Below are 24,636 nucleotides of genomic sequence, written 5' to 3'. Positions count from 1 at the left end.
ACGACCCTCACTGCGGATAGGCGGAATCCCGCAGCACGCGCCCAGGCTCGAAATGCGCGATCCTGCACGTATGGTCCTGCAATTCCTCGCCCGACGCGCGGTCGCCCGACACCGGCTTGACCATATCGTCCAGCAGGATGAAACCGGGCCGCCCACCGGGCCACACCGTCCCCACCACCACCAGCGTATGCCCGCCCATCTCGCGCGCCGGATCGGCCAGCGAGGCCGCCAGCCGCCGGAACGGATAGGTGCCATCCAGCTCCTGCCCGTCGATCCGCGTGGCGCGATAGCGATGCCCCGCCAGCGTCAGCGGCGTCCAGCCGGCGCCGATCTGCGGCCGCGCCCAATGCAGCGCCACGCGGATCTCGGGCGCCAGGCAATCGACGTGGATATGCAACTGGTTCTGCGAACGGCCACGCTGCGAATTGATCGCGAGCGCCACCGCCTCGCGCGGCATGGTATGGCCCAGCCCCGCCAGCACGCGGCCGACCTGATGCCACGCCGCACCGAAATAATCCGGCGCGTTCGGGCTCAGGATCGCGGGGTCTTCCATTCCGGTGACCCGATCGGTCGGAATCAGCAGATACTGCGTCGCACCGTCACGGTCCTTCAAAACCGCATAGCCATGGACGAGGTCGACGGCGGCACACGGCGCGGGTGTATTCTCGCCCAGCTCGTCGGGCACGCACCGCCCATGCACGATCTTCCACAGCACATCCGGATCGTGGTCGGGTTTGGGCGGACCATTGGCCCGCGCGGTCGCCAGCAACACCCCCGCCGCCATCAGCGCGGGAAGACACCACCCCAGTACCCGAGGCTTCATGCCGTGCCGGCCTCCTCGATCCGCGCGGGCAGCGCGAATGCTTCGGCCAGCCGGTCCAGCCGGCGCCGCACGCTTTCACCGCGCACCACGCCACGCCCCTGCGCCAGATGCAGCGTCACTTCGCCGGCCGAACGCTTGATCCATGTCCCGTCGAGCAGTTCCTCGGTCCCGCCGCACACCGTATAGGCCAGCCGCAGCACCAGCCCCAGGACGAGCGCCCGCTGGAAATCCTCGGCCGTCAGCAGCAGGCGCGACGGTTGCAGGAAATCATGGCCCAGTTCGGCCTCGTAGCGCACCGCCAGCGTCAGGGCGACGAAGGCGCGGGCCTGATGATCGAACCCGACGCCCTGCATCCGCAGCACCCGCAGATAGGTCTGCTCGGCCCGGTATTCAGGATGATCGTACGACCCGATATCCGACAGCAGGCACGCCGCCCGGCGCAGCCGGCGCTGCGGCGTGCTCTCATCGCCAAAGAGCGGAGCCGTCCAGTTCATCAACTGGTCCGGCAGGGTCTCGCTGCGCCCCAGACGGCGGCACATCTCGCGCGCCACGGCTTCCTGCGGGTCCAGCGCCGCGACCGACGCCGCGACCCGACGCATGTACCACCCCTCGCGCAGGCCATCGACGCAGAAGACCACGCTCGATGGCTGCAACCGGCGCAGCAGACGGCGCAGCACGATGGCGGCGAAGGGCACATCCTCCAGCCGCTTGCGCGGCGCGCCGGGCACCCGCTCCAACGTCCGGCGCGGCGTGTTGACGACCCACTCGGTCATGTCCCGCGCCCCCTCGCCCGACAGGGTGAAGAGATGCACGATATTCAGCGGATAATTGGTCCGGGCGATCTGCAACCGCGCCAGCGCGCGGAAAGCGCCCCCCACCAGATAGAGCGGCCGCCCCACCACATCGTCCAGCCAGCCGACCTGCGCGATGTCGGCATCGGCAATAGTCCGCGCCTTCTGCAAATCCCCCTCGGCGCGGTCGTTCAGCCGGATCACCCCCAGCCGCAGGGTGCAGGCATCCAGCTTCCGCCCGGCGGAAAGGCGGATCAGTTCCAGCGATCCGCCGCCGATATCGGCCACCAGCCCATCGGCCTCCGGCAGCCCGCACAGCACGCCGGTCGCCGAATAATCGGCCTCTTCCTCACCCGAAAGCACGCGGATCGGCACGCCGGGCATCCGCGCGCGCAGGGCGGCGACGAATTCCGGGCCATTGGTCGCATCGCGCACGGCGGCGGTGGCCAGGATCTCGAACGGATCGGCATCCATGCCGCGCGCGATGGCATGGAACCGGTCCATGACCTGCATCGCCAGGCCCACGCCCTCCTCGTTCAGCCGCCCGGTGGCATTCAGCCCCCGCCCCAGACGCAGCACCGCCTTTTCGTTGAAGATGGGAATCGGATTCCGCGAAATACCGTCAAAGACGACCAGCCGGACGGAATTGGACCCCAGATCGACAACGGCCGAACGGCGATGCGGAACCCGGATCATCGGGCCAGGCACATGCGAACGGCGACCGACGGAAGCTGCGTCATGCTGAAACCTTCACTGGAACCTTCACTGAAACCCTCAATCATCGAGTATCCGGTCCTGATGCCGCGGCAACGGCGTGCTGACCCGGACGGCACTGTCCTGCGCGGCAGTCCCCCGCCCGGACAGCGAAGGATTGGTCATGAAATAATCATGGGCCGAAAACGGCCGGGCACCGGGTTCGAGCCGCCGCCACACGCCATTCTGCTGCAACACCCAGGATTGCAGATTGTCTTTCAGGTCCGTGACCATGATCTGGTCCAGGACCTGTGCATGCACCGTCGGGTCGCGCATCGGTACCATGCTTTCCACCCGCCAGTCCATGTTCCGCACCATCCAGTCGGCGGAGGAAATATAGACCTTCGCATAACGCGACGGCAGCCGATGCCCGTCGCCGAAGGCGAAGATCCGGGAATGTTCCAGAAAGCGCCCCACGATCGACTTGACGCGGATATTCTCCGAAAGCCCCGCCACCCCCGGCCGCAGGCAGCAGATGCCGCGCACAACGGCCATGATCCGCACCCCGGCGCAGGAGGCACGATACAGGCGGTCGATCAGGTCCGGATCGACCAGCGAATTCATCTTCAGCCAGATCTGCCCCGGCCGCCCGGCGCGCACATGCTCGATCTCGGCCTGGATCAGCTCTTCCAGCGTGCGGCGGATCGTCACCGGCGAGAAGGCGATGGCCTCCATCCGCGCGGGCATGGCATAGCCGGTCATGTAGTTGAACAGCCGCGCCGAATCCCGCGCCAGTTCCGGGTCACAGGTAAAGAACGAGAGGTCGGTATAAATCCGCGCCGTGATCGGATGATAGTTCCCGGTGCCGAAATGGGCATAGGACCGCAGCGTCCCGCCCTCGCGCCGCACGACCAGACTGAGCTTGGCATGGGTCTTCAGGTCCGCGAAGCCGAACACCACCTGCGCCCCGGCCGCCTCCAGCGCGCGGGCAAGGCGGATATTGGCTTCCTCGTCGAAACGGGCGCGCAGCTCCACCATCGCGGTGACCGATTTCCCGGCCTCGGCCGCCTCGATCAGCGCCTTGACGATCGGGCTGTCGCGCGAGGTCCGATACAGCGTCTGCTTGATCGCGACCACCGCCGGGTCCTGGGCCGCCTGCCGCAGGAACTGCACCACCACGTCGAAACTCTCGAACGGATGATGGACGATCATGTCCTTCGCGCGGATGGCGGCAAAGCAGTCGCCCCCGAAATCGATCACCCGCTCGGGAAAGCGCGGCGTATAGGGCGGAAACAGCAGTTCGGGCCGATCGTCCACGATCAGTTGTTTCAGGTCCACCACCCCGATCAGCCCCGGCTGGATCTCGATCTCGTCGGGCGGCACGTCCAGGTCGGTGGCCACCGCCTGCCCCAGATCGGGCGGCATGCGGGAATCGATATCCAGATGGATCACCACCCCCCGGCGCCGGCGCTTCAGCGCGCTTTCGTAGGAGCGGACCAGATCCTCGGCCTCGTCCTCGAATTCCACGTCGGTATCGCGGATCACCCGCAGCACGCCCCAGTCGCCCGCCACCATGCCGGGGAACAGCCGGTCGATGCACAGCGCGATCATGTTTTCCAGCATGATGAACCGGGCGACGCCCGGCGGCGACAGGCTGGCCGGCAGGCGGATGAAGCGGTCGATCTGGGCCGGCAGCAGGATCATCGCGCTCATGACGAAGCGCCCGCTCTCCTTGCTCATCAGCCGCAGCGAGAGGGCCAGCCCCATATGCGGAATGAACGGCAGAGGATGCGCGGGGTCGATCGCCAGCGGCGTCAGAACGGGAAAGACCCGGTCCATGAAGCAGCTATCCAGCCATTCGCGGTCGGCGTCGGTAATATGGTCCAGGCCGCAGACAACGACTCCGGCGTCGGCCAGCAGGCCGCGCAGATCCTTCCAGATCCGCTGCTGCTCGCGCAGCAGGCGCGCGGTGCGGGTGCGCACGGCCGCAAGCTGCTGCGCCGGGGTCAGCCCGTCGGGCGACATGCTCAGCAGCCCTTCGCGCACCTGCCCCACCAGGCCGGCCACGCGCACCGAATAGAATTCGTCCAGGTTCCCCGCGCTGATCGACAGGAAACGCAGCCGCTCCAGCAGCGGATTGCGCGGATTATCCGCCTCGTCGACCACCCGCTGGTTGAAATCGAGCCACGACAATTCGCGATTGATGAACCGGGCCGGGGAATGCAGGTCGATCGGCGGTGGCGGCGGTGTCTGCACGGGTGGCGCCAACCGCCGCCGCGTCGCCGGCGCGGCCACGCGCTTGCCGGTCGTCCGTCCGGATGTCCGGCGCGCGGGCGTTTTCCCCGTCGGTCTGGTCAATCCACTCTCCTGCCACAAATCCGCCTTCGTCCGTCAAACTAGGCGGAACCACCTGTCCTGCCAACGCGGTAGTATATGAAGTTTTCCTAGCGGACAGGCAGATCCACCAGCCGCTCGGCCGGGATCTCGCCTTGGTCCAGCAGGTCATGCAGCGCCGACACCGCCAGCGCGCGGGTCACACGCCGCCCCGCCGCCAGCCCGGCCTGATCCAGCCGGATCGCGGCATCGCGAATGGCCGAGGCGGTGCGCGGCAGGCGGCGCAACAGCCACTCGGTCACCGGCTGGCTGACCACGATCTGCCGGTCCGCCAGATGGCGCAGCAGCAGAATCCGCAGCAGCGCGTCCTCGGGCTGGCGCAGTTCGATCGCCATCGTCGCACGCAGCCTGCTGGCCAGGTCCGGCAGGTCAACCGGCCAGCGCGCGGGCGCCAGCCGCGCCGCCATCACCAGCGCAATCCGCTGTTCGCGCGCCGCGTTCAGCAGATGCAGGATCGCCTGCTGGTCCGCCGCATGGTCCGCATCATCCACCGCCACGGCCCGAAAGGTCTCCGCCGGCCCGTCGAGCAGTTCCCCCAGCATCGCGCGCGTCACATCGGGGCCGCGCAGTAACACGGCCCCCTGCTCCCGCGCCCAGATCTCAAGCAGGTGCGTCTTGCCGGCACCGGCCGCGCCCCACAGCGCCAGCCTGTGCTCGGGCCACGGATTCACACCCAGCAGCCAGGCCCGCGCGGCGTTGTTCGACCCTGCGGCGACGAAATCGGCGCGGGCAAAGCGGCTGCGATGCCCAAAGGGCAAGGCAAGCTGGTCCACGCCGCCCGCCGGCACCCGTTCGCCCGGATTCTGCACCGCCTGTTCAACCACTGCTTTGCGTGCCGCCTTCGCCTGCCGTAAAGGAACCCAGAGCGTTTACCCTACCTCGCCCCATTCTTCGACCCCCGCCGTTTACGAAGGCCCCGCCCATGACCTCCGCTCCCCCCTCCTCTTCGACCCCGCCCGCCGGCGCCACCTACCGCGACGCAGGCGTGGACATCGAAGCCGGCGACGCGCTGGTCGATGCCATCAAGCCGGCGGCGAAGGCGACGGACCGTCCCGGCACCATGGGCGGCCTGGGCGGATTCGGGGCGCTGTTCGACCTCAAGGCAGCCGGTTTCACCGATCCGGTCCTCGTGTCCTGCACCGACGGCGTCGGCACCAAGCTGATGATTGCCATCGAAAGCGGCCTGCACGAAACCGTCGGCATCGACCTGGTGGCGATGTGCGTGAACGATCTGGTGGTGCAGGGCGCGGAGCCGCTGTTTTTCCTGGATTATTTCGCCACCGGCCGCCTGGCGGTCGAAGACGCGGCCAAGGTGGTGCGCGGCATCGCCCAGGGCTGCGCCGAGTCGGGCTGCGCGCTGGTCGGCGGCGAGACCGCCGAGATGCCGGGCATGTACGCGCCCGGTCATTATGACCTCGCCGGCTTCTCCGTCGGCGCCGCCGAACGCGCGGCGCTGCTGCCCAACGCCATCGCCGCCGGCGACACGCTGATCGGGCTTTCGGCCAGCGGCGTGCATTCCAACGGCTTCTCGCTGGTCCGCGCCATCGTCACCCGCAGCGGCCTGACATGGGACGCTCCCTGTCCCTTCGCCGAGGGCCAGACCCTGGCCCAGGCGCTGATGGCGCCCACGCGCCTCTACGTGAAGCCGGTGCTGGACCTGCACCGGCAGGGCCTGATCCAGGGTGCCGCGCACATCACCGGCGGCGGCCTGCCCGGCAACCTGCCGCGCGTGCTGCCCGCCGGCCTGACGGCGGTGATCGACGGCGCATCCTGGCAGATCCCCCCGGTCTTCCGCTGGCTGGCCCGGACCGGTCAGGTCGATGCCGACGAGATGCTCAAAGTGTTCAATTGCGGCATCGGCATGGTGCTGGTCGCCCGCGACGCCGAGGCCGCCCTGGCCGCCCTGCGCGCGGCGGGCGAATCCCCGGTCGTGATCGGAACGCTCGAAGCTTCGGCCCCCGACGCCCCCGCCGGCCTGCGCTTCACCACCCGCCCCGACTTCACGGGCTGATCTGCCCGTGAGCGCCTTTCCGCCGGACGATCGCTGCCCGATCGCCATCCTGATCAGCGGGCGCGGCAGCAACATGCGCGCGCTGATCGACGCCTGTGCCGCGCCGGATTTCCCGGCCCGCATCGTCATGGTCCTCAGCAACCGGCCAGACGCGCCGGGCCTGGATGTCGCCCGCGCGGCGGGCCTGCGCGCCGAAGCCATCGACCACCGCCCTTTCGGCAAGGACCGCGCGGCGCATGAGCGCGCGGTAGACGCCCTGCTGCGCGAGGCCGGGGTGCAACTGGTGTGCCTCGCCGGCTACATGCGCCTGCTCACGCCGTTCCTGACCGAAGCCTGGGCCGGACGGATGCTCAACATCCACCCCAGCCTGCTCCCCGCCTTCCCCGGCCTGCACACGCACGAACGCGCGCTGCAAGCGGGCGTAAAGCTGCATGGCTGCACGGTCCATCTGGTCACGGAGGTGATGGATGACGGCCCGATCCTGGGCCAGGCGGCGGTGCCGGTCCATCCGGGCGACACGCCCGACGCCCTCGCCGCGCGCGTGCTGAAACAGGAGCATCGCCTGTATCCAGCCGCCCTCCTCAACCTCCTGCGGCCGGAAACGGCATCATCCGGACATCGCGAGGCCGCGCTGCTGGTCGTCTGACCAGCAGCGGATCAGCCGCCCGGAAATCGCGTCAGGCGGCATGCTCCGGCCCGGCGCCGTCCGCGCCGGCCACGCGAACGGTATTCCGGCCGGCCCTCTTGGCGGCATAGAGGGCAACGTCCGCCTTCGCCATGAACTGGCGCCAGGTCAGACCTTTCCCCGCGGCAAGGCCGAAACTCGCGGTAACGGCAATCCGTCCCGCATCTGCATTCCTCACGTCCAGATCCCCGACCGCCTGATGCAGGCGATGCGCCAGAGACAGGGCGTCGATCAGATGGCGGGTCCGGACGAGAACGGCGAACTCCTCCCCTCCCACCCGCGCCACCAGGTCGCCGGGCCGGATCTGCGCACGCAATGCCCCGGCCACCGCCACCAGAACCCGGTCCCCCTCGCCATGGCCGTATCGATCGTTGATGGCTTTGAAATGATCGATATCCAATAGAATGAGAAAGACCTGTTTTTCGGGCGTTTCCGCTTCCATCACCGATTCTGCAAGCGTCTCAAGAGCCCGCCGGTTGAGCAGTTGGGTCAGTTCGTCGGTTTCGGCCAGATGCTTCAGGTGCCGGGTCTGTACGGCCCGTTCCTGCAACTTGTCGCGCAGAATCGCGAGCGCCTCGAACAGCGGCTGCAACTCCCTGCCGCCGTGGTGGCGGAACGGCAGGGTGACAGGCCGATCATGCACCAGCCCCACAACGGCTTCGCTGGCTTGCAGCAGGGGACGCAGCACACGCATGTGGACCAGCAGCACCATGCCGGCAATCAGCCCGACAACCGCCAGCATCACGGCGCTCACAACCCAGAGCAGTTCGAATGCATGTCGCTCCCGTTGCCGGTAATGGGAAAGCAGACCGTCCAGAAAGCTGTTCCGCCAGATTTCCAGCGGCGCCAGCGTCCGGACATACCGGTCGTTAAACGTCTCGATGCTCTCCGTATACCGCTCGGCGTGCGTTCCCTCCTCGATCACGCGCGCCACCAAGGGCTGTCCGTCGCCAAAGAATGCCGCCTCCGCGTTGGCCCGCAGGGCAAAAAGGCCCGGTCCGCGATCCGTCAGATTGGCGCCCAGATCAAGCAACTCCCATTGTATGGCCATGCGGCCCGCCAACCGGTCGCGGGCAGAGATATCGCGCTCCGAGACCGCCTCATGGGTAATCAGCGCGGGCACGACGACCGAGCCGAGCCGCCCGCCGTCATCGCGCAAGGTACAGAGAATCAGCGCGAACTGAACGGGAGCAGCCAACCCGGAATCGGTCCGCATGAGCAATGCGGCTTCCGCCGTGATCACGGCGCGATAGCCATCATAGGCCGCGAACTGTGCCTCGATCGCCTGTTGAATAGCCTCACGCCGGGGCACCGGCTGCGCGGCGGCCTGATCGACCAATGCCCGTGCCCGACCCAGCAGCGTTGCCGTCTCCTGAAGCGGCTTGGCCGGCACGATTCCCGCCTCCCGCGCCAGAGCCCGATCGGTCCTCGCTCGCGCGGCCTGCAATCGGCTGCGCAACAGGGCTGTCTCCCCACCCATCACGATATTGGATGGCGCACGCTCGGCACTGATGTCATTGGCCGTCTCCAGCACCTGCCGAAACCTCTCCACCCCCGCAGCATCGTGCCGGGCACTCAGAAAGGTCTGGAAGAAGGCATGTGCCAGAAGCAGTCCGGTCACGGTGGTGAACAGCAGCACGGCACACGCGGCGCCGATCCACAAACGCCTGCCGATCCAGAACCGGCGCGGCGGTAGGTATTCGCTATCGGAGATCATGACAAAAAAAACGCCGGTTCGGCACCAACCGTCGTCAATACAACATCAGGTCAGTTGCAGGAGACGTTCAATCGGCATTCAAAATCGCAAAAGTCCGAACCTGACAGACCTTTCCATTCGAGATTCTCAGCGCCCATCCTGAACACTTCGAACGATCCGCCAACTTACCGACAAAAAAATCCCAATAAAAATCACAAAATAATACAGACTCTTCAAACGAATAGGGACAAAACACGCAAACGGTCCCGAAACATCTTCCCAGTTTCATCAACCGGAAAAAGACCGGTCCGTTCCCGAACAGGAACCGCCTCCCCTGCTCCCGAAATCCGGAAGCAGGGGCAGCCGGCACCGTCACATGCCGATCAGGGCAGGATTTCGGTCTGCGCGAAGAAGAACGCGATCTCGTTGTTCGCGTTTTCCAGGCTGTCCGAACCATGGACCGAGTTCGCTTCGATGCTCTCGGCGAATTCGGCGCGCACGGTGCCGGGGGCGGCCTTCTTCGGGTCGGTGGCGCCCATGACGTCACGATGCTTCAGGACGGCGTTCTCGCCTTCCAGAACCTGCACCACGACCGGGCCGGAGATCATGAACGACACCAGGTCGTTGTAGAACGGACGCTCCTTGTGGACGGCATAGAACGCGCCGGCGACCGCTTCGGTCAGCTGCACGCGCTTCTGCGCCACGATCCGCAGGCCGGCATCTTCGAACACGGCATTGATCTTGCCGGTCAGGTTGCGCCGGGTCGCGTCCGGCTTGATGATCGAGAGGGTACGTTCGGTCGCCATGATATGGCTCCTTTTTTATGGTCGCGTTGCATGACCGGGACCTCCTGCCCATCCGGACCGGCGCCCCTTACGCGCGCCATCTAGAGCATATTGGGCAGGACTGGTAGGTACAGCGTCACGAATCCTGCCCGACCAGCCGGGCACGCCGCCACATTTCCGGAGCCCGCCCCCGTGAGTCTGCTCGTCATCTCCGACCTGACCCTCCGCATCGCGGGGCGCACCCTGCTGGACGGAGCGTCTCTCAGCGTCGATCCGGGGCGCAAGATCGGCCTGGTCGGGCGCAACGGCGCGGGCAAATCCACCCTGCTGGCCGCCATCGCCGGCGACATCGCGCCCGATGGCGGCACCATCACCCTCTCCTCCCGCGCCCGCATGGCCCGCATCCGGCAGGAGGCCCCATCCGGCGACGCCAACCTGCTCGATACCGTGCTCGCCGGTGATCTCGAACGCACGGCCCTCCTGGCCGAGTCCGAACACACGGCCGATCCTGCGCGCCTGGCCGACATTCACGAGCGCCTGCGGGCCATCGGCGCCGACAGCGCCCCCTCCCGCGCCGCCACCATCCTCTCGGGGCTGGGTTTCGACGCCGCCGCCCAGGCCCGCCCGGTCTCGGATTTCTCGGGCGGCTGGCGGATGCGCGTGGCGCTGGCCACCGCGCTGTTCCTCAACCCGGACCTGCTGCTGCTCGACGAACCGACCAACCATCTCGACCTGGAAGCCACGATCTGGCTGGAAAGCTGGCTGGCCCGCTTCTCCGGCGCCGCATTGATCGTCAGCCACGATCGCGGCCTGCTGGACCGCTCGGTGGACGCCATCGCCCATCTCGACCAGCGCCGCCTGTCGCTGACCCCCGGCGGTTATGACGAATTCGTCCGCATCCGCACCGAGCAGGCCCTCCAGCAGGCCCGCGCCGCCGAGCGCATCGCCGCCCAGCGCGCGCATATGCAATCCTTCGTCGATCGCTTCCGCGCCAAGGCCACCAAGGCCCGGCAGGCCCAGGCCCGCGTCAAGGCACTGGAAAAACTGCCGGTGATCGAAGCGGTGATCGAGGACACCCCCACCCGTTTCGCCTTCCCCGAACCCACGCCCCTGCCCCCGCCGATGCTGACGCTGGACCGCGTATCGGTCGGCTATGACGGCCGGCCGATCCTCTCCAACCTGTCCCTGCGGCTGGACATGGAAGACCGGGTCGCGCTTCTGGGCGCGAACGGCAACGGCAAATCGACCTTCGCCAAGCTGATCGCCGGCCGCCTGGCCCCGCTCTCGGGCACGGCCAACCACAATCCGCGCCTGCGGGTCGGCTATTTCGCCCAGCATCAGGCCGAGGAACTGGTGCCCGATGAAACGCCGGTCGCCCACATGGCCCGCGCCATGCCCAAGGCGCCCCCCACGGCCGTGCGCGCCCAGCTCGCCCGCTTCGGGCTGGATGCCGACCGCGCCGACACGGTCACGCGCGACCTCTCGGGCGGCGAGAAAGCGCGCCTGCTGCTGGCGCTGGCCACCCGCGACGCCCCGCACCTGCTGATCCTGGACGAACCGACCAACCATCTGGACCTCGACGCGCGCGAGGCGCTGATCCGCGCCCTGGCCGCGTTCGAAGGCGCGGTGCTGCTGATCAGCCATGACCCGCATCTGGTCGAACTGGTCGCCGACCGGCTGTGGCTGGTCGGCGACGGCACGGTGCGCCCCTTCGACGGCGACATGGCCGACTATCGCGTCTGGCTGTCCGAGCGCGCCCGCGCCGCCAGCCGCCCGGCAACACCCGCGGCCGCCCCCAGGCGCGAGGACCGGCGCGACCGCGCCGAAGCCCGCAAGGCCGTGGCCCCCCTGCGCAAGAAGGCACGCGACGCCGAAGCCCGCATCGGCAAACTGACGGCGGAACGCGCCCGGCTGGAAACCCGCCTGGCCGACCCGGCCCTCTACGCCACCGGCAGCGCGGAAGATGTCACGGCCATCAACACCCGCCTCGCCGCGATCGGCCGCGAAGAGGCAGCGGCCGAGGAAGAATGGCTGCTGGCCGAAGCGGCGATCGAGGAAGCCTCGGCCCAGGAATGACCGCACCACAGGGCAGCCCCGCTCACCGGCCCGACCCGCCATCCGGTATCCTTTCGTTCATCAGGGCGTTGTCAGGATAGCATTCCGCCTCGCCCCGCCTCGACGACATCGACGCAGGCAGGCGGATATGCGAACCCTTCACGGGTGCCAGCCCCTGAAATCCCTCGGGTGCCGGGTCTGTCGCCAGAGCTGTCTGAATCAATGATGCGTGGCCTGTCCCAGGCCACCAGCCGACCACAAAGCGGAAACGCCATGCCCCCCATCGCCGTGACCGAGTCCCAACCCGCTACTTCCGAGGAAAAGCGGGAATCCCAGCACGACACATCCTCCACCGATCCCCGCGCCGTGCAGTTGGCCAAAATCCATACCCTGCTCCAGAGAACGATCCTGCTGACCGCCGTGATCCTGTCGATCTGGCTGCTCGGCCCCGTGCTGATGGTCGTCTTCGCCGCAACGCTGCTCGCGGTCATCCTGCATAATCTGGCAACGCTGGCCCAACGCCGGATCAAGCTCCCCTACTGGCTGGCCCTGTCCCTGGTCGTCGTCATCCTGCTGACCGCATTCGGCGGCTTGATCTGGAGCAGCGGCCCCACCATCGCCGAGCAGGCCACACGCCTGCGCGTGGCGCTGACCACGCAGGCTTATGCCGTGCGGACTCAACTGGGCACCAGCGAGTTCGGGCGCACGCTGCTGGACCATCTGCCGCAGGCGCTGGGCGGCAACCAGACCGGCGGGGGCACCGACGGCATGGGCTCGCGCATCGCCGGGTCCATGACCGGCGTCCTGTCCTCGGCCTTCGGCGCGGTCGGCACGCTGGCCGTCATCCTCATCGCCGGGCTCTATTTCGCGCTGTCGCCCACCCTCTACGTCAACGGCCTGCTGCGCCTGTTCCCCATCGCCCACCGTCCCACCGCCCGCGAACTCCTGCTGGTGGCGGGCCGCACCCTGTGGGCCTGGACCGCCGGGCAGGCGCTGGACATGTTCGTCGTCGGCGTGCTGTCCGCACTCGGCCTGTGGTTCATCGGCGTGCCGCTGGCCCTGGCACTGGGCGTCGTCGCCGGCCTGGCGAACTTCATCCCCTATATCGGCGCCTTCATCGGCGCGATCCCCGCCATCCTGCTCGGCCTGTCGGTCGGCACGCGCGAGGGGCTGATGGTGCTGACGCTCTATACCGCCATCCAGTTCTTCGAGGGCAACGTCATGGCGCCGCTGATCCAGCGCCACGCGGTGCAGATGCCGCCGGGCGTCACCATCCTGTCGCAGACCGTGTTCGGCACCATCCTGGGGCTCCCCGGCCTGATCCTGGCCTCACCGCTCACCGCCGCCCTGCTGGCGGTGATGGACCGCGCCAGCCCGCCACTCAAGGACTCCGACCGGGTCTGAAAGCCCGACGGAGCGTGTGGTCCGGCTCACCGGCCCGTCACGGCTGGCCGTTTACGGGGCAGAGTCAGGGGGGCGGACATAGGGGCGGATATCCACGCCCCGCATGCCAGCATGGCCCGCCGCCGCCAGCCCTTCGGCGCTGTCCTCCAGCACCAGGCAACATTCCGGCGCGGCGCCCAGCCGGCGCGCGGCCTCCAGAAACAGGTCCGGCGCCGGCTTCGCCCGCGCCACATCGTCGATCGTCACCACAGTATCGAACAGGTCCAGCAGCCCGGTATGGGTCAGAGACGCCAGAACGATCTCCCGCGACCCGCTGGAGGCCACGGCCATCGGCAACGTGCCGCGATACCGGCGGGCAAGGTCCGCCACCACCGCGATTTCCCGCAGATCGGTCATGGCCGCCAGCACGTTCCGCCGGGCGGCCCGCAGAATGGCCGGGCGATCGAGCGGCCGCCCCAGTTCCGTTTCCATCAGGTCCAGCACCATCTGTTCCGACAGGCCGCCCCGGCCGTGGAACCATTCCGGCGCCACCTCATGCGCGGCCTCCGCCTGCAACGCCGCCAGCCACCCGCGCAGATAGAGCGGCAGCGTATCGACCAGCGTGCCATCGCAATCGAAGATCAGCGCCGCCGTCCGCGCCGGAACGGCGATCACGGAAAAGCGGTCCGCTCGTACGGATGCTGGTCCACAAGCTGGCGCAGCGCCGCGAAATCGGCTTCGGAAAACTGATGCACGCGGATCACCGCCCCCGGCCGATCCTCAAGGAACACGGTATTGTTCCAGTCGGCGGCGCTGATGCCGGTCCACAGCGTCATGCTATAGGGCACGGGCTTGCCGTCTGCCCCGACCGGCCGGTTCGCCGTCAAAGTAATGGTGGCATCACCCGACGAGGGCGGCGTCTGCCCCAGCGGCCCCCAGACGGCGCGATGATGCTGCAACCAGTCGTTGAGCGTATGGATCTCCGCCGCCGACAGCGCGCGCTGCTGGCGCATCGGCCCCACACTGATCACGCCACTCGTCATCTCGGGAATGGTCAGGGGCTTGAAATTCGGCATCGCGAAGGACCACAGCACGGCCGAAGTCCCGACCGTGACCGTCAGGAAGCCCAGAAGCAGTGCTGTTTCCCGTCTCATACCTGTTGTCTTTCTCGTTTAACCGCGAACGGCCGCGATAACCCGCGCGACCTCCGCATCCGTCAGTTCGGGGTGGATGGGCAGCGCAAGAATACGGCAAGCCAGTTCTTCGGCAACAGGCAACGGCGTTCCGTCATGCGAGCCCTGATATGCGGGCTGAAGATGGAGCGGCCGCGGATAATAGATCGCCGAGGGCACGCCCCGCGCCTTCAGCCGGTCCTGCAACGCCGCGCGCGCGGCTTCATTTTCGGTCAATACGGCATAAACCGCCCACGCGCTCTGCGCATGCGGCACCCGCGCCGGCGTCACGACATGCCCTTCCAGCCCGGCGTCATAGGCATCCGCAATGGCGTCTCGCCGCGCGAGTTCGGCATCGAACCCTTCCAGCTTCGCCAGCAGCACCGCCGCCTGAAGCGTATCGAGCCGCCCGTTCATGCCGATACGCAGCACCTCGTACCGCGTCGTGCCTTCGCCATGGGTGCGCAGCGAGCGATACAGCTCCGCCCGCTCCGGGTCGTCGGTCAGGATCGCGCCGCCATCGCCATAACCGCCCAGCGGCTTGGACGGGAAGAAGGACAGGGTGGTGGCTGTCGCCTCGCATCCCAGCTTGCGGCCCGCCAGCGCGCCGCCGAACGACTGGGCGCAATCATCCATCAGGAACAGCCCTTCCCGCTCCGCGATCGCGCGCAGTTCCGGCCACGGCGCCGGCTGGCCGAACAGATCGACCCCCACGATCGCACGCGGGCGCAGTCGCCCGTCGGCCCGCACCTGGGCAATCCGCCGTTCCAGGCTGGCCGGGTCGATCTGGAAGGTCCGGGGGTCGACATCGACGAAAACCGGCGTCGCCTTCAGCAGCAGCGGCACTTCGGCCGTCGCCGTGTAGGTAAAGGCCGGCAGGAAAACGGCGTCCCCCGCCCCGATTCCCTCGGCCATCATCACGATCTGGATCGCATCGGTGCCCGAGGACACGCCGACACACTGGTCCGCCCCGGCATAGGCCGCCAGCGCCTGCTCCAGTTCCGCCACCTCGGGGCCCATCACGAACCGGCAATGCGCCATCACGGTATCGACCCGCCGTCGGATCGCATCGCCCAGCCGCGCCTGCTGCGCCGGCAGGTCGAGAAACGCGATGGGCGGAAGGCTGTCGGGCAGCGGAGCAGTCATGAATGCATCGTCCTTTCGGCGTCGGTCGGTTCCGCCATCGTATCGTGCGGATCGCCGGTCGGGTTATGGGCGAATTCGGGAACGAGACCCCTGATCAGCGCAAGGACGGCCGGCGCGTCCCCTCTATGGCAGGCCACGGCCAGCCGGTCGATCACCAGCCCCACCGCGCGGCTGTCCACGATACGCGGCGTCGCCATGCGCAGGCCGGGGTGGTCGGTCGCCACCGGCGCCTCGCGCCCGTGGAACAGTTCCTCGAACAGCTTTTCGCCCGGCCGAAGGCCGGTGAAGCGGATCGGCACGTCCACCTGCGGGCGCAGCCCCGCCAGCCGGATCATCTGCCGCGCCAGATCGACGATCTTCACCGGCTTGCCCATGTCCAGCACGAAAATCCCGCCATTGCGCAGCAGCGTATCCGTCCCGCTTCCCGCCTGGTCGCGGATCGTCCCGCGCACGCTGGCCTGCAGGACCAGCCCCACCGCTTCCGAGACCGTCATGAAATAACGCTGCATGTCGGGGTGGGTCACGGTCAGCGGCCCGCCCCGCTCCAACTGGCGGCGAAACAGCGGCACGACCGATCCGGTCGATCCCAGCACATTGCCAAACCGCACGGTCACGCAGCGCATGGCCTCGCCGCCGCGGCTGCGGGCCGCGACATCCAGCGCCTGGCAGTACATTTCGGCCGCGCGCTTGGAAGCCCCCATCAGACTGGACGGATTCACCGCCTTGTCGGTCGAAACCATCACCAGCGCCAGCGCCCCGTTGCGCGCCGCCGCATCGGCCACCACGCGGGTGCCGATCACGTTGGTCAACACCCCCTCGCACGGATTGGCCTCGACCATCGGCACATGCTTCAGGGCGGCGGCATGAAAGACCAGTTCGGGGCGATAGAGGGCACAGACCTCTTCCATCCGGTCGCGATCGCGCACATCGGCCAATATCGCCTCGCGCCGGATATCCGGCGCGCGCTCGGACAATTCAAGGTCGATCTGCCACAGCGCGAACTCCCCATGGTCCAGCAGCAGCAGGCGCCCCGGCGCATATCCCGCGATCTGCCGCGCCAGTTCCGAGCCGATCGAGCCCCCCGCCCCGGTCACCAGAACCGTGCGGCCGCCCAGCAGCGCCGCCATCCCCTCCCGGTCCAGATCGACCAGCGGCCGGTTCAGCAGTTCCTCGATCGCGATCGGCCGCAGTTCCAGCCGGGCGGCGGGGGTCAGGTCGGTCAGGTCCGGCGCCCGCTGGACGGACAGGCCGCGCTGCTCGGCCGATGTCAGCACCCGCGCCAGTTCCTCGCCCCGGAAGTCGGCATCGGTCACGATCAGCAGGTCCGGCCACCCGCTCCCGCCGCGCGCCCGGTCCAGGATCTCGTCCATCGTCCGCACATGGCCCAGAATCGGCACACCGTGGATTCGGCGCCCCGTCTGCCGCCGCCCCCCGGTCATGATGCCCGCGACCCGGAACGCCGGATGCGCCGCGCGCTCGATGGCGCGGATGAACAGGTCGGCGGACTGATCGGACCCGATCAGCACCACCTGCGCGGACGGATAACGCCGCGTGGAATGCCGGCAGGACAGGCGATAGACCACCCGCACGCCCCCCAGCAGCACCAGCAGCACCAGCGCATGGATAAAGGGAAAAGCCGGCGTCGGGATCGGAAAGCCGGTAACATACAGACCCAGCGAGAACAGCATGGCGCTCGCCGCCGAGGCCCCGGCGATTCCCAGCAGGTCATCCACCCCGGAAAAGCGCCAATATTGCTGCTGGACGCGAAACGGCAGACTGCTGATCACCAGCGTGATCGCCCCGCCCGCGATAAACCACAAAGGATGCAGCAGCCCGCCGCCGGGGTCGGCCAGCCAGCGGGCAAGCGGGGCCGAGAGCGCGGCAAGCCCCCCATCCAGCATCACGTTGACGGCGATTCGGTTGACCGGGCGCCGCCCGGCGTCGGGCTCGCCGGGGTCGTCACCGGGGTCAGGGCGTTGCGAAGCCATTGTGCCGATCATATAGCCCAGCCCATTCCATGCTAGAAGAAGCCATGACGACAAAACAGCACGGCAGGCGGTCGTGATCGCCTCCCCCCCGCCCCTGGCCTTCCCGTTCCTGCTGTTCGCCACCTGGATCGCCGCCGCCCTGACCGTGGCGGCGACGATCCGCCTGGGCGTCATGGACCATCCGGGGCATCGCAGTTCGCACACGCTTCCCACGCCCAAGGGCGGCGGCATCGGCATCGTGGCGGCGTTCGTGCTGGCGGTCCCGGCCGGGCGCATGCTGCACGGCCTGCCGCCGCTGGACCTGCCCCTCGCCGGCCTGCTGGCCGCGACGGCCCTGCTGGGCGCGGTCTCCTGGCTGGACGATGTCTATCAATGGTCCCCTCTGCTGAAGCTGGGGGCACAGGTCGCGGCATCGGTCCTGGTGGCTCTCACGCTCCCGGTCCCCGCCGGCCTGCCCGCCACGCTGCCCCTTCCCTGGGCCGCATCGCTGGCCGCGCCCGCGTGGTTCGTCCTGTCGGTCTGCTGTCTGGTGTTCATGACCAACGCGGTCAATTTCATGGATGGGCTGAACGGGCTGGTATCGGGTTCGGTCATGCTGGCCGCCCTCGCCCTCGGCCTCCTGGCGGCGGGGACGACTCTCGGCGGCATGGCTCTGGTGCTGGCGGCGGCGCTGGCCGGCTTCCTGCCGTTCAATTTTCCAAAGGCCCGCATCTTCATGGGCGATGTCGGCAGCCAGCCCTGCGGCCTGCTGGCCGGCGCATTCGGCCTCGCCTGCGCCACCCAGCCGGGCCTGACCGCATGGTACGTGGTGCCGATGCTGCTGGCCGGCCTGATCTACGATGTCCTCTATACGCTGGCCCGCCGCTGGCGAAACGGCGCCCGCCTGATGGAGGGCCACCGCGAGCATCTCTACCAGCGCGCAACACAGTCCGGCCTCTCGCCGGTCACCGTCACCCTCATACATTGGGGGTTCGTCCTGTGGGGAAGCGTGACGGCCTGGACCGTTCTACATGGCCTGTCGGGCCTGCATGGCCTGTCGGGCACGGCAGCGGGTCTGCTCATGGTCCTGCTGCCGCAACTGGCCTGGAGCGCCGTCGTCGAGCGGCGCATGCGGCAACCGACCCGGCCCGTCTGAGCGACGAACCGGGCCGGCGCCGAAAGACCCGTCAGTGGGTCAGCGTCAGTTCCAGCCCCTGGGCAGCGGCGGCCAGCCGCGCACCCTTCGAGATGGTTTCGATCTTGATCGTCACGCCATTGCCGTTGTGCAGCAGGCTGCCACCCACACCATTGCCAACCGTGGCTTCACCGTTGCCGGCCACATAGGTGCCGTCGAAATCGTGCAGGTTCTTCAGGTTATAGACGGTGCCCGTACCTTCGATCTTCGAATAGCCGACGGCGGCGATCGACCCGCCCTTGACGGTGAAGTTGTAGGTATGGTGCCCGAAGGTCAGCTTGCCGGAGCCCCACGTCCAGCCGACGCCGACATCGGCCGATTTCGCAACCAGCCGGATATGCCCGACGGGCGTCCCCAGGTCGTCGGCGGCACGGGCGGTGACCGGGCCAGGAAGGGACGTCATCAGAAACGGAACGGCGAGAGCGGCCACGGCAGCGATACGCGATGCCATACGCATGATCTTTCTCCTAATCGTCTGTTCTGATCGGCTGAATTAACGCCCGAAAATACACGCCATCAGGGGGAATCGGCGGGCGCGGAAACGCGCGTGCGGACCATCGGTCACGCACGGCCACCGGCCAATTCATCCGATCGGTCTGTCGTCTTCCAGAATGGAACGGGTGGTGGCCCGGACGGGCCACCACCCCACCGCGTCAGCCGGCGGCGCGACGCGGCGCGCGCTCTTCGCGCACGATCTTGGCAGTGCGGGCGGCCGTGGGCACACCGGCGGCCTCGCCCATGATCGAACGCAGTTCGCGCAGATAGGCCGAGCCCTTCAGCGTGCGCTGCACCAGAACCGAGCGGCGGTCCATCGGGTCCACCTTGCGGCGGGCCAGATCCAGTTCCCCGAGCCGGTCGAGCGCACGGGTGATGGCCGGCTTGGATACGTTCAGCGCGGCGGCGAGGCCACGGACGGTATGCGCCCCTTCCTCAAGGTAGCAGGTGAGGAAGACGCCAAGCTGGCGGGCCGACAGATCCGGCCCGTCACGGCGCACCATGGCAACGATGGTATCGCGCAGCGTGTTGACCAGCTGATCGGTGGTCGATGAGTTCTGAGCCATAGTGAAAAAGCCTTTCCCGGGGAGGTCGGCAACGCCCCCCAAAATTTTTGCCGTCAGCGTTCCCGCTCAGGGTCCGACGGTCATTCCAGAACCGTATATAGTTTCAGAATGCGACAGATATAAGCCCGTGAAATGAGAATAGTTCGTTCATGTTCATTATTTCACGATTACGTATTTTCCCTTGTCGGCAGCGTTCGCAACAAAGATGCGTACACGGCCCGCAAAACCGGTATTTCCCCTCCTTCCGGCCGTCCGGAACGGTAATGATCGTTCCACGCATACACATCGATATGTGCCCAGCGCACGCCTGTTTTGATGAATTTTTTTAAAAACAGCGCCGCCGTGAGCGCGCCCGCCATAGGTTTTGCCGCCACATTGTTCAAATCGGCCACCGGACTCCGCAGCCACGCGGCATAATCGTCCCACAGGGGCAGCCGCCACAGCGGGTCGCCGCACGACGTGCCGGCGTCGAGAATCGCCTGCGCGACCGCGTCGTCATTGCTGAACAGCGCCGGCAGGTCCGGGCCCAGCGCCACACGGGCGGCACCGGTCAGGGTGGCGGCGTCGATCAGCAGGTCCGGGTCCGTCTCGCTGGCCTCGGTCAGCAGGTCGCACAGCACCAGCCGCCCCTCGGCATCCGTATTGCCGATCTCCACCGTCAGGCCCGACCGCGTGACCACCACGTCCGATGGCCGCATGGCCGTGCCCGAGATACTGTTCTCCACGCATCCCAGGCGCAGTTCCAGCCGAACGGGCAGGTCGCGCGTCATCACCAGATGCGCCAGGGCCAGCATGATGGCGGCCCCGCCCATGTCCTTCTTCATGCGCAGCATGCCCGCCGCCGGCTTGATGTCGTAACCGCCGGTATCGAAACACACCCCCTTGCCCACCAGCGACAGCAGCGGGGCTTTCGCTCCGGCCCGGCTGCCCTCCCAGCGCGCGATCACCACCTTGGGCGCCCGCTCCGATCCCGCGCCGACATGCGCGACGGTGGGATAGGCCCGCGCCAGCTTCCGCCCCTTCACGATCTCCACCCGCGCTCCCAGCGGTTCCAGCAGGGTACGGGCCGCCTCGGCCAGTTCGGCCGGCCCCATCAGGTTGGGCGGCGCGTTGATCAGGTCCCGCCCCAGCCGGATCGCCTGCGCGACCTCCGCTCCGGCGGCCCCGCCGGCCGGCACGACCAGACGCGCGATATCCCGCTCCGGCCGCGCGGCCCGGCCAAAGGCGGGCATCTGATACGCCCCGAGGCAGAAGCCCAGAACCGCGATATCCGGGGCAATGCCCGCAGGCAGCGCGATCTTCCACGCGCCCGGCGGCAGATCCTTCGCCAGCCTGCCGAACTGAAACGGGTCCGCCCCCGCCTGCACGACCAGCACCGCCGCCGCCACCCCGTCCTTGCCCGGCACCAGCCCCAGTTCCCCGACCAGCCCCCGAAAACCCGACTCGCGCAGGAACGCGGCGCCGGATTCACCGACTCGTTCGGCCAGGGTGCCGAACTCGGCAGGCGTGATCGCGTGAATCACGCGCACGCCGCTGCGTCGCCCTCGCGTGGACGGCAGCAGGCAGGGGAATTCTTCAATGGACATCAGCGACCTCCGCAACCCGAACACCATCAGCGTGCGTCCTGCGGTCGGGCAACGCAACCGGTCGCGCACGTATTCTACAATCCGGGCGCGGGTTTTGCTTGCAATCCATCCGGCGTCATCTGAGCATGGCCCCATGATGGGTGCATCCCCGGGGGCCGGCTCCCCCAGTGCCGCGCGACACGCCTTCCACCCTGCACATGCCAGGCGAATCAGGGCCGTCCTCGGGCCGACCAACACGGGCAAGACCCATCTCGCCATCGAGCGGCTGCTCGCCCATTCCAGCGGCATCATCGGCTTTCCCCTGCGCCTGCTGGCCCGCGAGAATTACGAGCGCATGGTCGCCGCCAAAGGTGTCGGCGCCGTCGCGCTGATCACCGGCGAGGAAAAGATCGTCCCGCCGAACGCCCGCTGGTTCTCCTGCACCGTCGAGGCCATGCCGCTCGACCAGCGCGCCGAATTCGTCGCGGTCGACGAAATCCAGCTCTGCGCCGACCCCGACCGGGGCCATATCTTCACCGACCGGCTGCTCCATGCGCGCGGCATGGTGGAAACCATGTTCCTGGGCGCGGAGACCATTCGCCCGCTGCTGCGCCGCCTGGTACCGGGCATCGAGATCGACACCCGGCCCCGCCTCTCCAGCCTGACCCATCTGGGTGCCAGCAAGCTGACGCGCCTGCCCCCCCGCTCCGCCATCGTCGCCTTCTCGGCCACCGAAGTCTACGCGATCGCCGAACTGATCCGGCGGCGGCGCGGCGGCTGCGCCGTCGTCATGGGCCAGCTCTCCCCACGCACGCGCAACGCACAGGTGGCGCTCTATCAGGAGCGCGAGGTCGATTACCTGGTGGCGACCGACGCCATCGGCATGGGCCTGAACATGGACGTCAACCATGTCGCCTTCGCCGGCCTGTCGAAATTCGACGGCCTGCGGGCGCGCCGCCTCCATCCCGCCGAAATCGCCCAGATCGCCGGCCGCGCCGGACGCGGCATGCGCGACGGCACCTTCGGCACCGCCGGCACCTGCCCGCCCCTGCCCGAGGAGGTGGTCGAGGCCGTCGAAACCCACCGTTTCGACCCGATCGAGCGCCTGTTCTGGCGCAACAGCGATCTGGATTTCGCCAACCCCGAGGCCCTTCTGGCCAGCCTGAACCGCCCCCCGCCGACGATCGGCCTCACCGCCGGCAACGAGGCGACGGATGTCCTCACCCTCGGCAGCCTGGCGGCGGTGCCGGACATCCGCACCCTCGTCCGCTCCCCCCGCGCCACCCGTCTGCTTTGGGAAGCCTGCCAGATCCCCGATTTCCGCAAACTGGGCGACGAGAGCCACACCCGGCTCTGCGCGCGGATCTTCACCCACGTCATGCGCGACGAGCATGTGCCAGAGGCGTGGATGGAGTCCCAGATCGCGGGCTTCAGCAAGACCGAAGGCGATATCGACTCCCTGATGCACCGCCTCTCGGGCATTCGCGTCTGCGCCTATATCGCCGCCCGCCGCGACTGGGTACGGCACGCTACCCAGTGGCAGGAGCGCACCCGCGCGGTCGAGGACCAGTTGTCCGATGCGCTGCACGAACGGCTGACCGCCCGCTTCGTCGACCGCCGCGCCGCCTCCCTGATCCGCCGCCTGGACGAAGCCGCCGAGGAAGACCTGCTGTCCGCCGTCACCGCCCAGGGCGACGTGGTGGTGGAGGGCCATCCGGTGGGCCGGGTGGTCGGCCTGGACCTGGTGGCGGACACCGCCGGGGCGCTGCCCGACCAGCGCCTCCTGCTGCGCGCCGCCCGCCGCGCCCTGCGCACCGAAATCCCCCGCCGCGTCCAGGCGCTCACCCAGGCCCCCGACGACGCCTTCGCGTTCTCCGCCGACGGGCGCTTCGTGGAATGGGACGGCGGCACCGTCGCCCGCCTGCGCGGCGGCGACCACCTGCTGCGGCCCCGCATCGAGGTCATGGACAATTCCTTCCTCGACGGCGCGCAGAAGGAACGTATCCGGGCGCATCTCGCCCAGTGGCTGGACCGGCAGGTGCGCGGCGCGATGGCCCCCCTGTTCGCCGCCCGCGCCGCCGTGGAAGCGGACCCGACCCTGCGCGGCATCCTGCACCGGCTGGAAGAACAGGGCGGCGTGGTCGCCGACAGCCTATCCGTGCCCCCGGCCCAACGGGCTCGTCTCAAGGCGCTCGGCGTGCGCATCGGGCGTCATGCGGTGCTGATGCCGTCGCTGCTCCGCCCCCACGCCATGCACCTGCGCGCCATCCTGCTGGCGGCGCGGGCCGGGCGGAAACTGCCCGACCTGCCACCCGCCGGCGCGGTCTCGGTCCCGGCCGACGGCCCGCATGACGCCATCCTGGCGCAACTGGGCTGGATCGCCGCCGGCCCGGTGCGTCTCAGGCTGGATATCGCCGAGAAACTGTCCGGCGAGCTACGCTGGCGCGCGCGCAACGGCCCGGTCCCCCTGCCAGACGGCCTGCCCTCGCGGCTGGGCGTCCGTCCGGAAATGGTGGCGGCGATCCTGAAGGCACTGGAGATTCCCGTCCGCGCCGCCCGCCCCCTCGGCGCCGGCGAATACGGCCCGGCCGCGCCGGCAATGCTGGCGGTAACTCAAGACGCGCGACGCCGGCAGCGACACCGGACACCCAACCCGCCGACCGAAGCACCACCCCGGCCATCAAAGCCAAAGGGCCAGGCACCCGGCGCCGTTCGTCCCGTCCCGCCGGTCCGGGCACCCCGCCCCATCCCCGACGGCCCGTTCGCGGCACTCGCCGCCCTGAAATACCCACGGCTATGAGCCGCGAACGCTCCGCGCCCGAAGACGCCGCGACCCAGCGGCTCGATAGCTGGCTATGGTGCGCGCGCTTCGCCCGCAGCCGGGCCGACTGCGCCCGCATCGCCCAGGCCGGCCTGGTGCGCATCAACCGGCAGCGCACCGAAAAGGCCCATGCGCTGGTACGCCCCGGAGATGTCCTGACCCTGCCGCCGCCGACCGGTGACGGCGTGATGGTGCTGCGCATCGTGGCACTGGCCCAGCGGCGCGGATCGGCCCCCGTCGCACGCCTGCTCTACGAGGTCGTGCCCGAACGCGCCCTGTCGCCCGCGGAGTAAGCGCCAGCATCCCGACATGGCGGCATGGCGTCTTTGACTTGCCATGGCTTCAAAAGACTTTCATACCAGCCCGCATCATAGGTGGGGAGCCCGTTGGCGG

At 68.4% G+C, this 24,636-nt stretch carries 20 protein-coding genes; 7 read left to right on the top strand and 13 right to left on the bottom strand.

Annotated elements, in window-relative coordinates; genetic code table 11:
- Positions 1 to 7: 7 nt before the first annotated feature.
- The 4 genes from HLH25_RS14770 to HLH25_RS14755 form a co-directional block, all read right to left on the bottom strand.
- The gene (locus tag HLH25_RS14770) at positions 8 to 823 is read right to left on the bottom strand and encodes a CDP-diacylglycerol diphosphatase (RefSeq protein ID WP_182974792.1); all 816 of its coding nucleotides are present in this window, start codon (positions 821 to 823) and stop codon (positions 8 to 10) included.
- Positions 820 to 2,310 (bottom strand): Ppx/GppA family phosphatase, encoded by a 1,491-nt coding sequence (locus tag HLH25_RS14765; RefSeq protein WP_182974791.1) that lies wholly within the window; start codon positions 2,308 to 2,310, stop codon positions 820 to 822. The genes HLH25_RS14770 and HLH25_RS14765 overlap by 4 nt, the downstream gene beginning before the upstream one ends.
- Before the next feature lie 78 nt (positions 2,311 to 2,388).
- The gene (locus HLH25_RS14760; protein ID WP_310889120.1) at positions 2,389 to 4,563 is read right to left on the bottom strand and encodes an RNA degradosome polyphosphate kinase; all 2,175 of its coding nucleotides are present in this window, start codon (positions 4,561 to 4,563) and stop codon (positions 2,389 to 2,391) included.
- Between the two features lie 188 nt (positions 4,564 to 4,751).
- The gene (locus HLH25_RS14755; RefSeq protein WP_182974789.1) at positions 4,752 to 5,525 is read right to left on the bottom strand and encodes a P-loop NTPase family protein; all 774 of its coding nucleotides are present in this window, start codon (positions 5,523 to 5,525) and stop codon (positions 4,752 to 4,754) included.
- Positions 5,526 to 5,623: 98 nt separating this feature from the next.
- Here HLH25_RS14755 and purM point away from each other — a divergent pair, with 98 nt between their 5' ends.
- Entirely contained in the window at positions 5,624 to 6,712 is a 1,089-nt protein-coding gene (gene purM, locus HLH25_RS14750) for a phosphoribosylformylglycinamidine cyclo-ligase (protein WP_182974788.1), read from the top strand.
- 7 nt (positions 6,713 to 6,719) lie between these two features.
- Positions 6,720 to 7,358: a phosphoribosylglycinamide formyltransferase gene (gene purN, locus HLH25_RS14745; RefSeq protein WP_310889117.1), complete on the top strand. Its 639-nt coding sequence runs from the start codon at positions 6,720 to 6,722 to the stop codon at positions 7,356 to 7,358.
- Positions 7,359 to 7,389: 31 nt separating this feature from the next.
- Here purN and HLH25_RS14740 read toward each other — a convergent pair whose 3' ends face one another.
- Together HLH25_RS14740 and ndk are read right to left on the bottom strand one after the other, a co-directional pair.
- The gene (locus HLH25_RS14740) at positions 7,390 to 9,114 is read right to left on the bottom strand and encodes a GGDEF domain-containing protein (protein ID WP_220791831.1); all 1,725 of its coding nucleotides are present in this window, start codon (positions 9,112 to 9,114) and stop codon (positions 7,390 to 7,392) included.
- A 362-nt stretch (positions 9,115 to 9,476) separates the two neighbouring features.
- The gene (gene ndk, locus HLH25_RS14735; RefSeq protein ID WP_182974787.1) at positions 9,477 to 9,899 is read right to left on the bottom strand and encodes a nucleoside-diphosphate kinase; all 423 of its coding nucleotides are present in this window, start codon (positions 9,897 to 9,899) and stop codon (positions 9,477 to 9,479) included.
- A gap of 171 nt (positions 9,900 to 10,070) precedes the next feature.
- Here ndk and HLH25_RS14730 point away from each other — a divergent pair, with 171 nt between their 5' ends.
- Complete coding sequence (locus tag HLH25_RS14730) at positions 10,071 to 11,954, top strand: ABC-F family ATP-binding cassette domain-containing protein (RefSeq protein ID WP_182974786.1); 1,884 nt, start codon at positions 10,071 to 10,073, stop codon at positions 11,952 to 11,954.
- Positions 11,955 to 12,206: 252 nt separating this feature from the next.
- On the top strand, positions 12,207 to 13,337 hold the full coding sequence (locus HLH25_RS14725) for an AI-2E family transporter (protein WP_182974785.1): 1,131 nt from the start codon (positions 12,207 to 12,209) through the stop codon (positions 13,335 to 13,337).
- 51 nt (positions 13,338 to 13,388) lie between these two features.
- Here the strand turns inward: HLH25_RS14725 and HLH25_RS14720 are convergent, their stop codons facing one another.
- Genes HLH25_RS14720 through HLH25_RS14705 form a run of 4 tightly spaced genes read right to left on the bottom strand, consistent with a single transcriptional unit; the run spans position 13,389 to position 17,622 of the window.
- The gene (locus HLH25_RS14720; RefSeq protein ID WP_182974784.1) at positions 13,389 to 13,991 is read right to left on the bottom strand and encodes an HAD family hydrolase; all 603 of its coding nucleotides are present in this window, start codon (positions 13,989 to 13,991) and stop codon (positions 13,389 to 13,391) included.
- A complete protein-coding gene (locus HLH25_RS14715; RefSeq protein ID WP_182974783.1) occupies positions 13,988 to 14,470 on the bottom strand; it encodes a hypothetical protein in 483 nt (160 codons plus the stop codon). Before HLH25_RS14715 ends, HLH25_RS14720 begins: the two co-directional genes overlap by 4 nt.
- An 18-nt stretch (positions 14,471 to 14,488) precedes the next feature.
- Positions 14,489 to 15,634, bottom strand: a complete 1,146-nt coding sequence (locus HLH25_RS14710; RefSeq protein WP_182974782.1) for a DegT/DnrJ/EryC1/StrS family aminotransferase — start codon at positions 15,632 to 15,634, stop codon at positions 14,489 to 14,491.
- On the bottom strand, positions 15,631 to 17,622 hold the full coding sequence (locus HLH25_RS14705; RefSeq protein WP_246402492.1) for a polysaccharide biosynthesis protein: 1,992 nt from the start codon (positions 17,620 to 17,622) through the stop codon (positions 15,631 to 15,633). The genes HLH25_RS14710 and HLH25_RS14705 overlap by 4 nt, the downstream gene beginning before the upstream one ends.
- A 73-nt stretch (positions 17,623 to 17,695) precedes the next feature.
- On the opposite strand from HLH25_RS14705, the gene HLH25_RS14700 reads away from it, so the two are divergent.
- A complete protein-coding gene (locus HLH25_RS14700; RefSeq protein ID WP_310888969.1) occupies positions 17,696 to 18,757 on the top strand; it encodes an MraY family glycosyltransferase in 1,062 nt (353 codons plus the stop codon).
- Positions 18,758 to 18,788: 31 nt separating this feature from the next.
- On the opposite strand, the gene HLH25_RS14695 is transcribed toward HLH25_RS14700, so the two are convergent.
- The 3 genes from HLH25_RS14695 to HLH25_RS14685 all read right to left on the bottom strand — a co-directional run bounded on the left by HLH25_RS14695 (position 18,789) and on the right by HLH25_RS14685 (position 21,443).
- Positions 18,789 to 19,253 carry a hypothetical protein gene (locus tag HLH25_RS14695; RefSeq protein WP_246402490.1) on the bottom strand — a complete coding sequence of 155 codons (465 nt, stop codon included), beginning with the start codon at positions 19,251 to 19,253 and terminating at the stop codon, positions 18,789 to 18,791.
- 196 nt (positions 19,254 to 19,449) lie between these two features.
- Positions 19,450 to 19,857 carry a MarR family transcriptional regulator gene (locus HLH25_RS14690; protein WP_182974780.1) on the bottom strand — a complete coding sequence of 136 codons (408 nt, stop codon included), beginning with the start codon at positions 19,855 to 19,857 and terminating at the stop codon, positions 19,450 to 19,452.
- A gap of 167 nt (positions 19,858 to 20,024) precedes the next feature.
- Positions 20,025 to 21,443 carry a leucyl aminopeptidase family protein gene (locus HLH25_RS14685; RefSeq protein WP_182974779.1) on the bottom strand — a complete coding sequence of 473 codons (1,419 nt, stop codon included), beginning with the start codon at positions 21,441 to 21,443 and terminating at the stop codon, positions 20,025 to 20,027.
- Positions 21,444 to 21,576: 133 nt separating this feature from the next.
- Between HLH25_RS14685 and HLH25_RS14680 the strand changes: the two genes are divergently transcribed.
- Both HLH25_RS14680 and HLH25_RS14675 read left to right on the top strand, forming a co-directional pair.
- Positions 21,577 to 24,222: a helicase-related protein gene (locus tag HLH25_RS14680; RefSeq protein WP_182974778.1), complete on the top strand. Its 2,646-nt coding sequence runs from the start codon at positions 21,577 to 21,579 to the stop codon at positions 24,220 to 24,222.
- Complete coding sequence (locus HLH25_RS14675) at positions 24,219 to 24,536, top strand: RNA-binding S4 domain-containing protein (RefSeq protein ID WP_182974777.1); 318 nt, start codon at positions 24,219 to 24,221, stop codon at positions 24,534 to 24,536. The genes HLH25_RS14680 and HLH25_RS14675 overlap by 4 nt, the downstream gene beginning before the upstream one ends.
- Positions 24,537 to 24,636 lie beyond the last annotated feature (100 nt).

The organism is Gluconacetobacter dulcium (assembly GCF_014174165.1).
GTDB lineage: Bacteria > Pseudomonadota > Alphaproteobacteria > Acetobacterales > Acetobacteraceae > Gluconacetobacter > Gluconacetobacter dulcium.
Note: the sequence above shows the minus strand (reverse complement) of the source record. Positions and strands in the feature narration are given on the sequence as shown.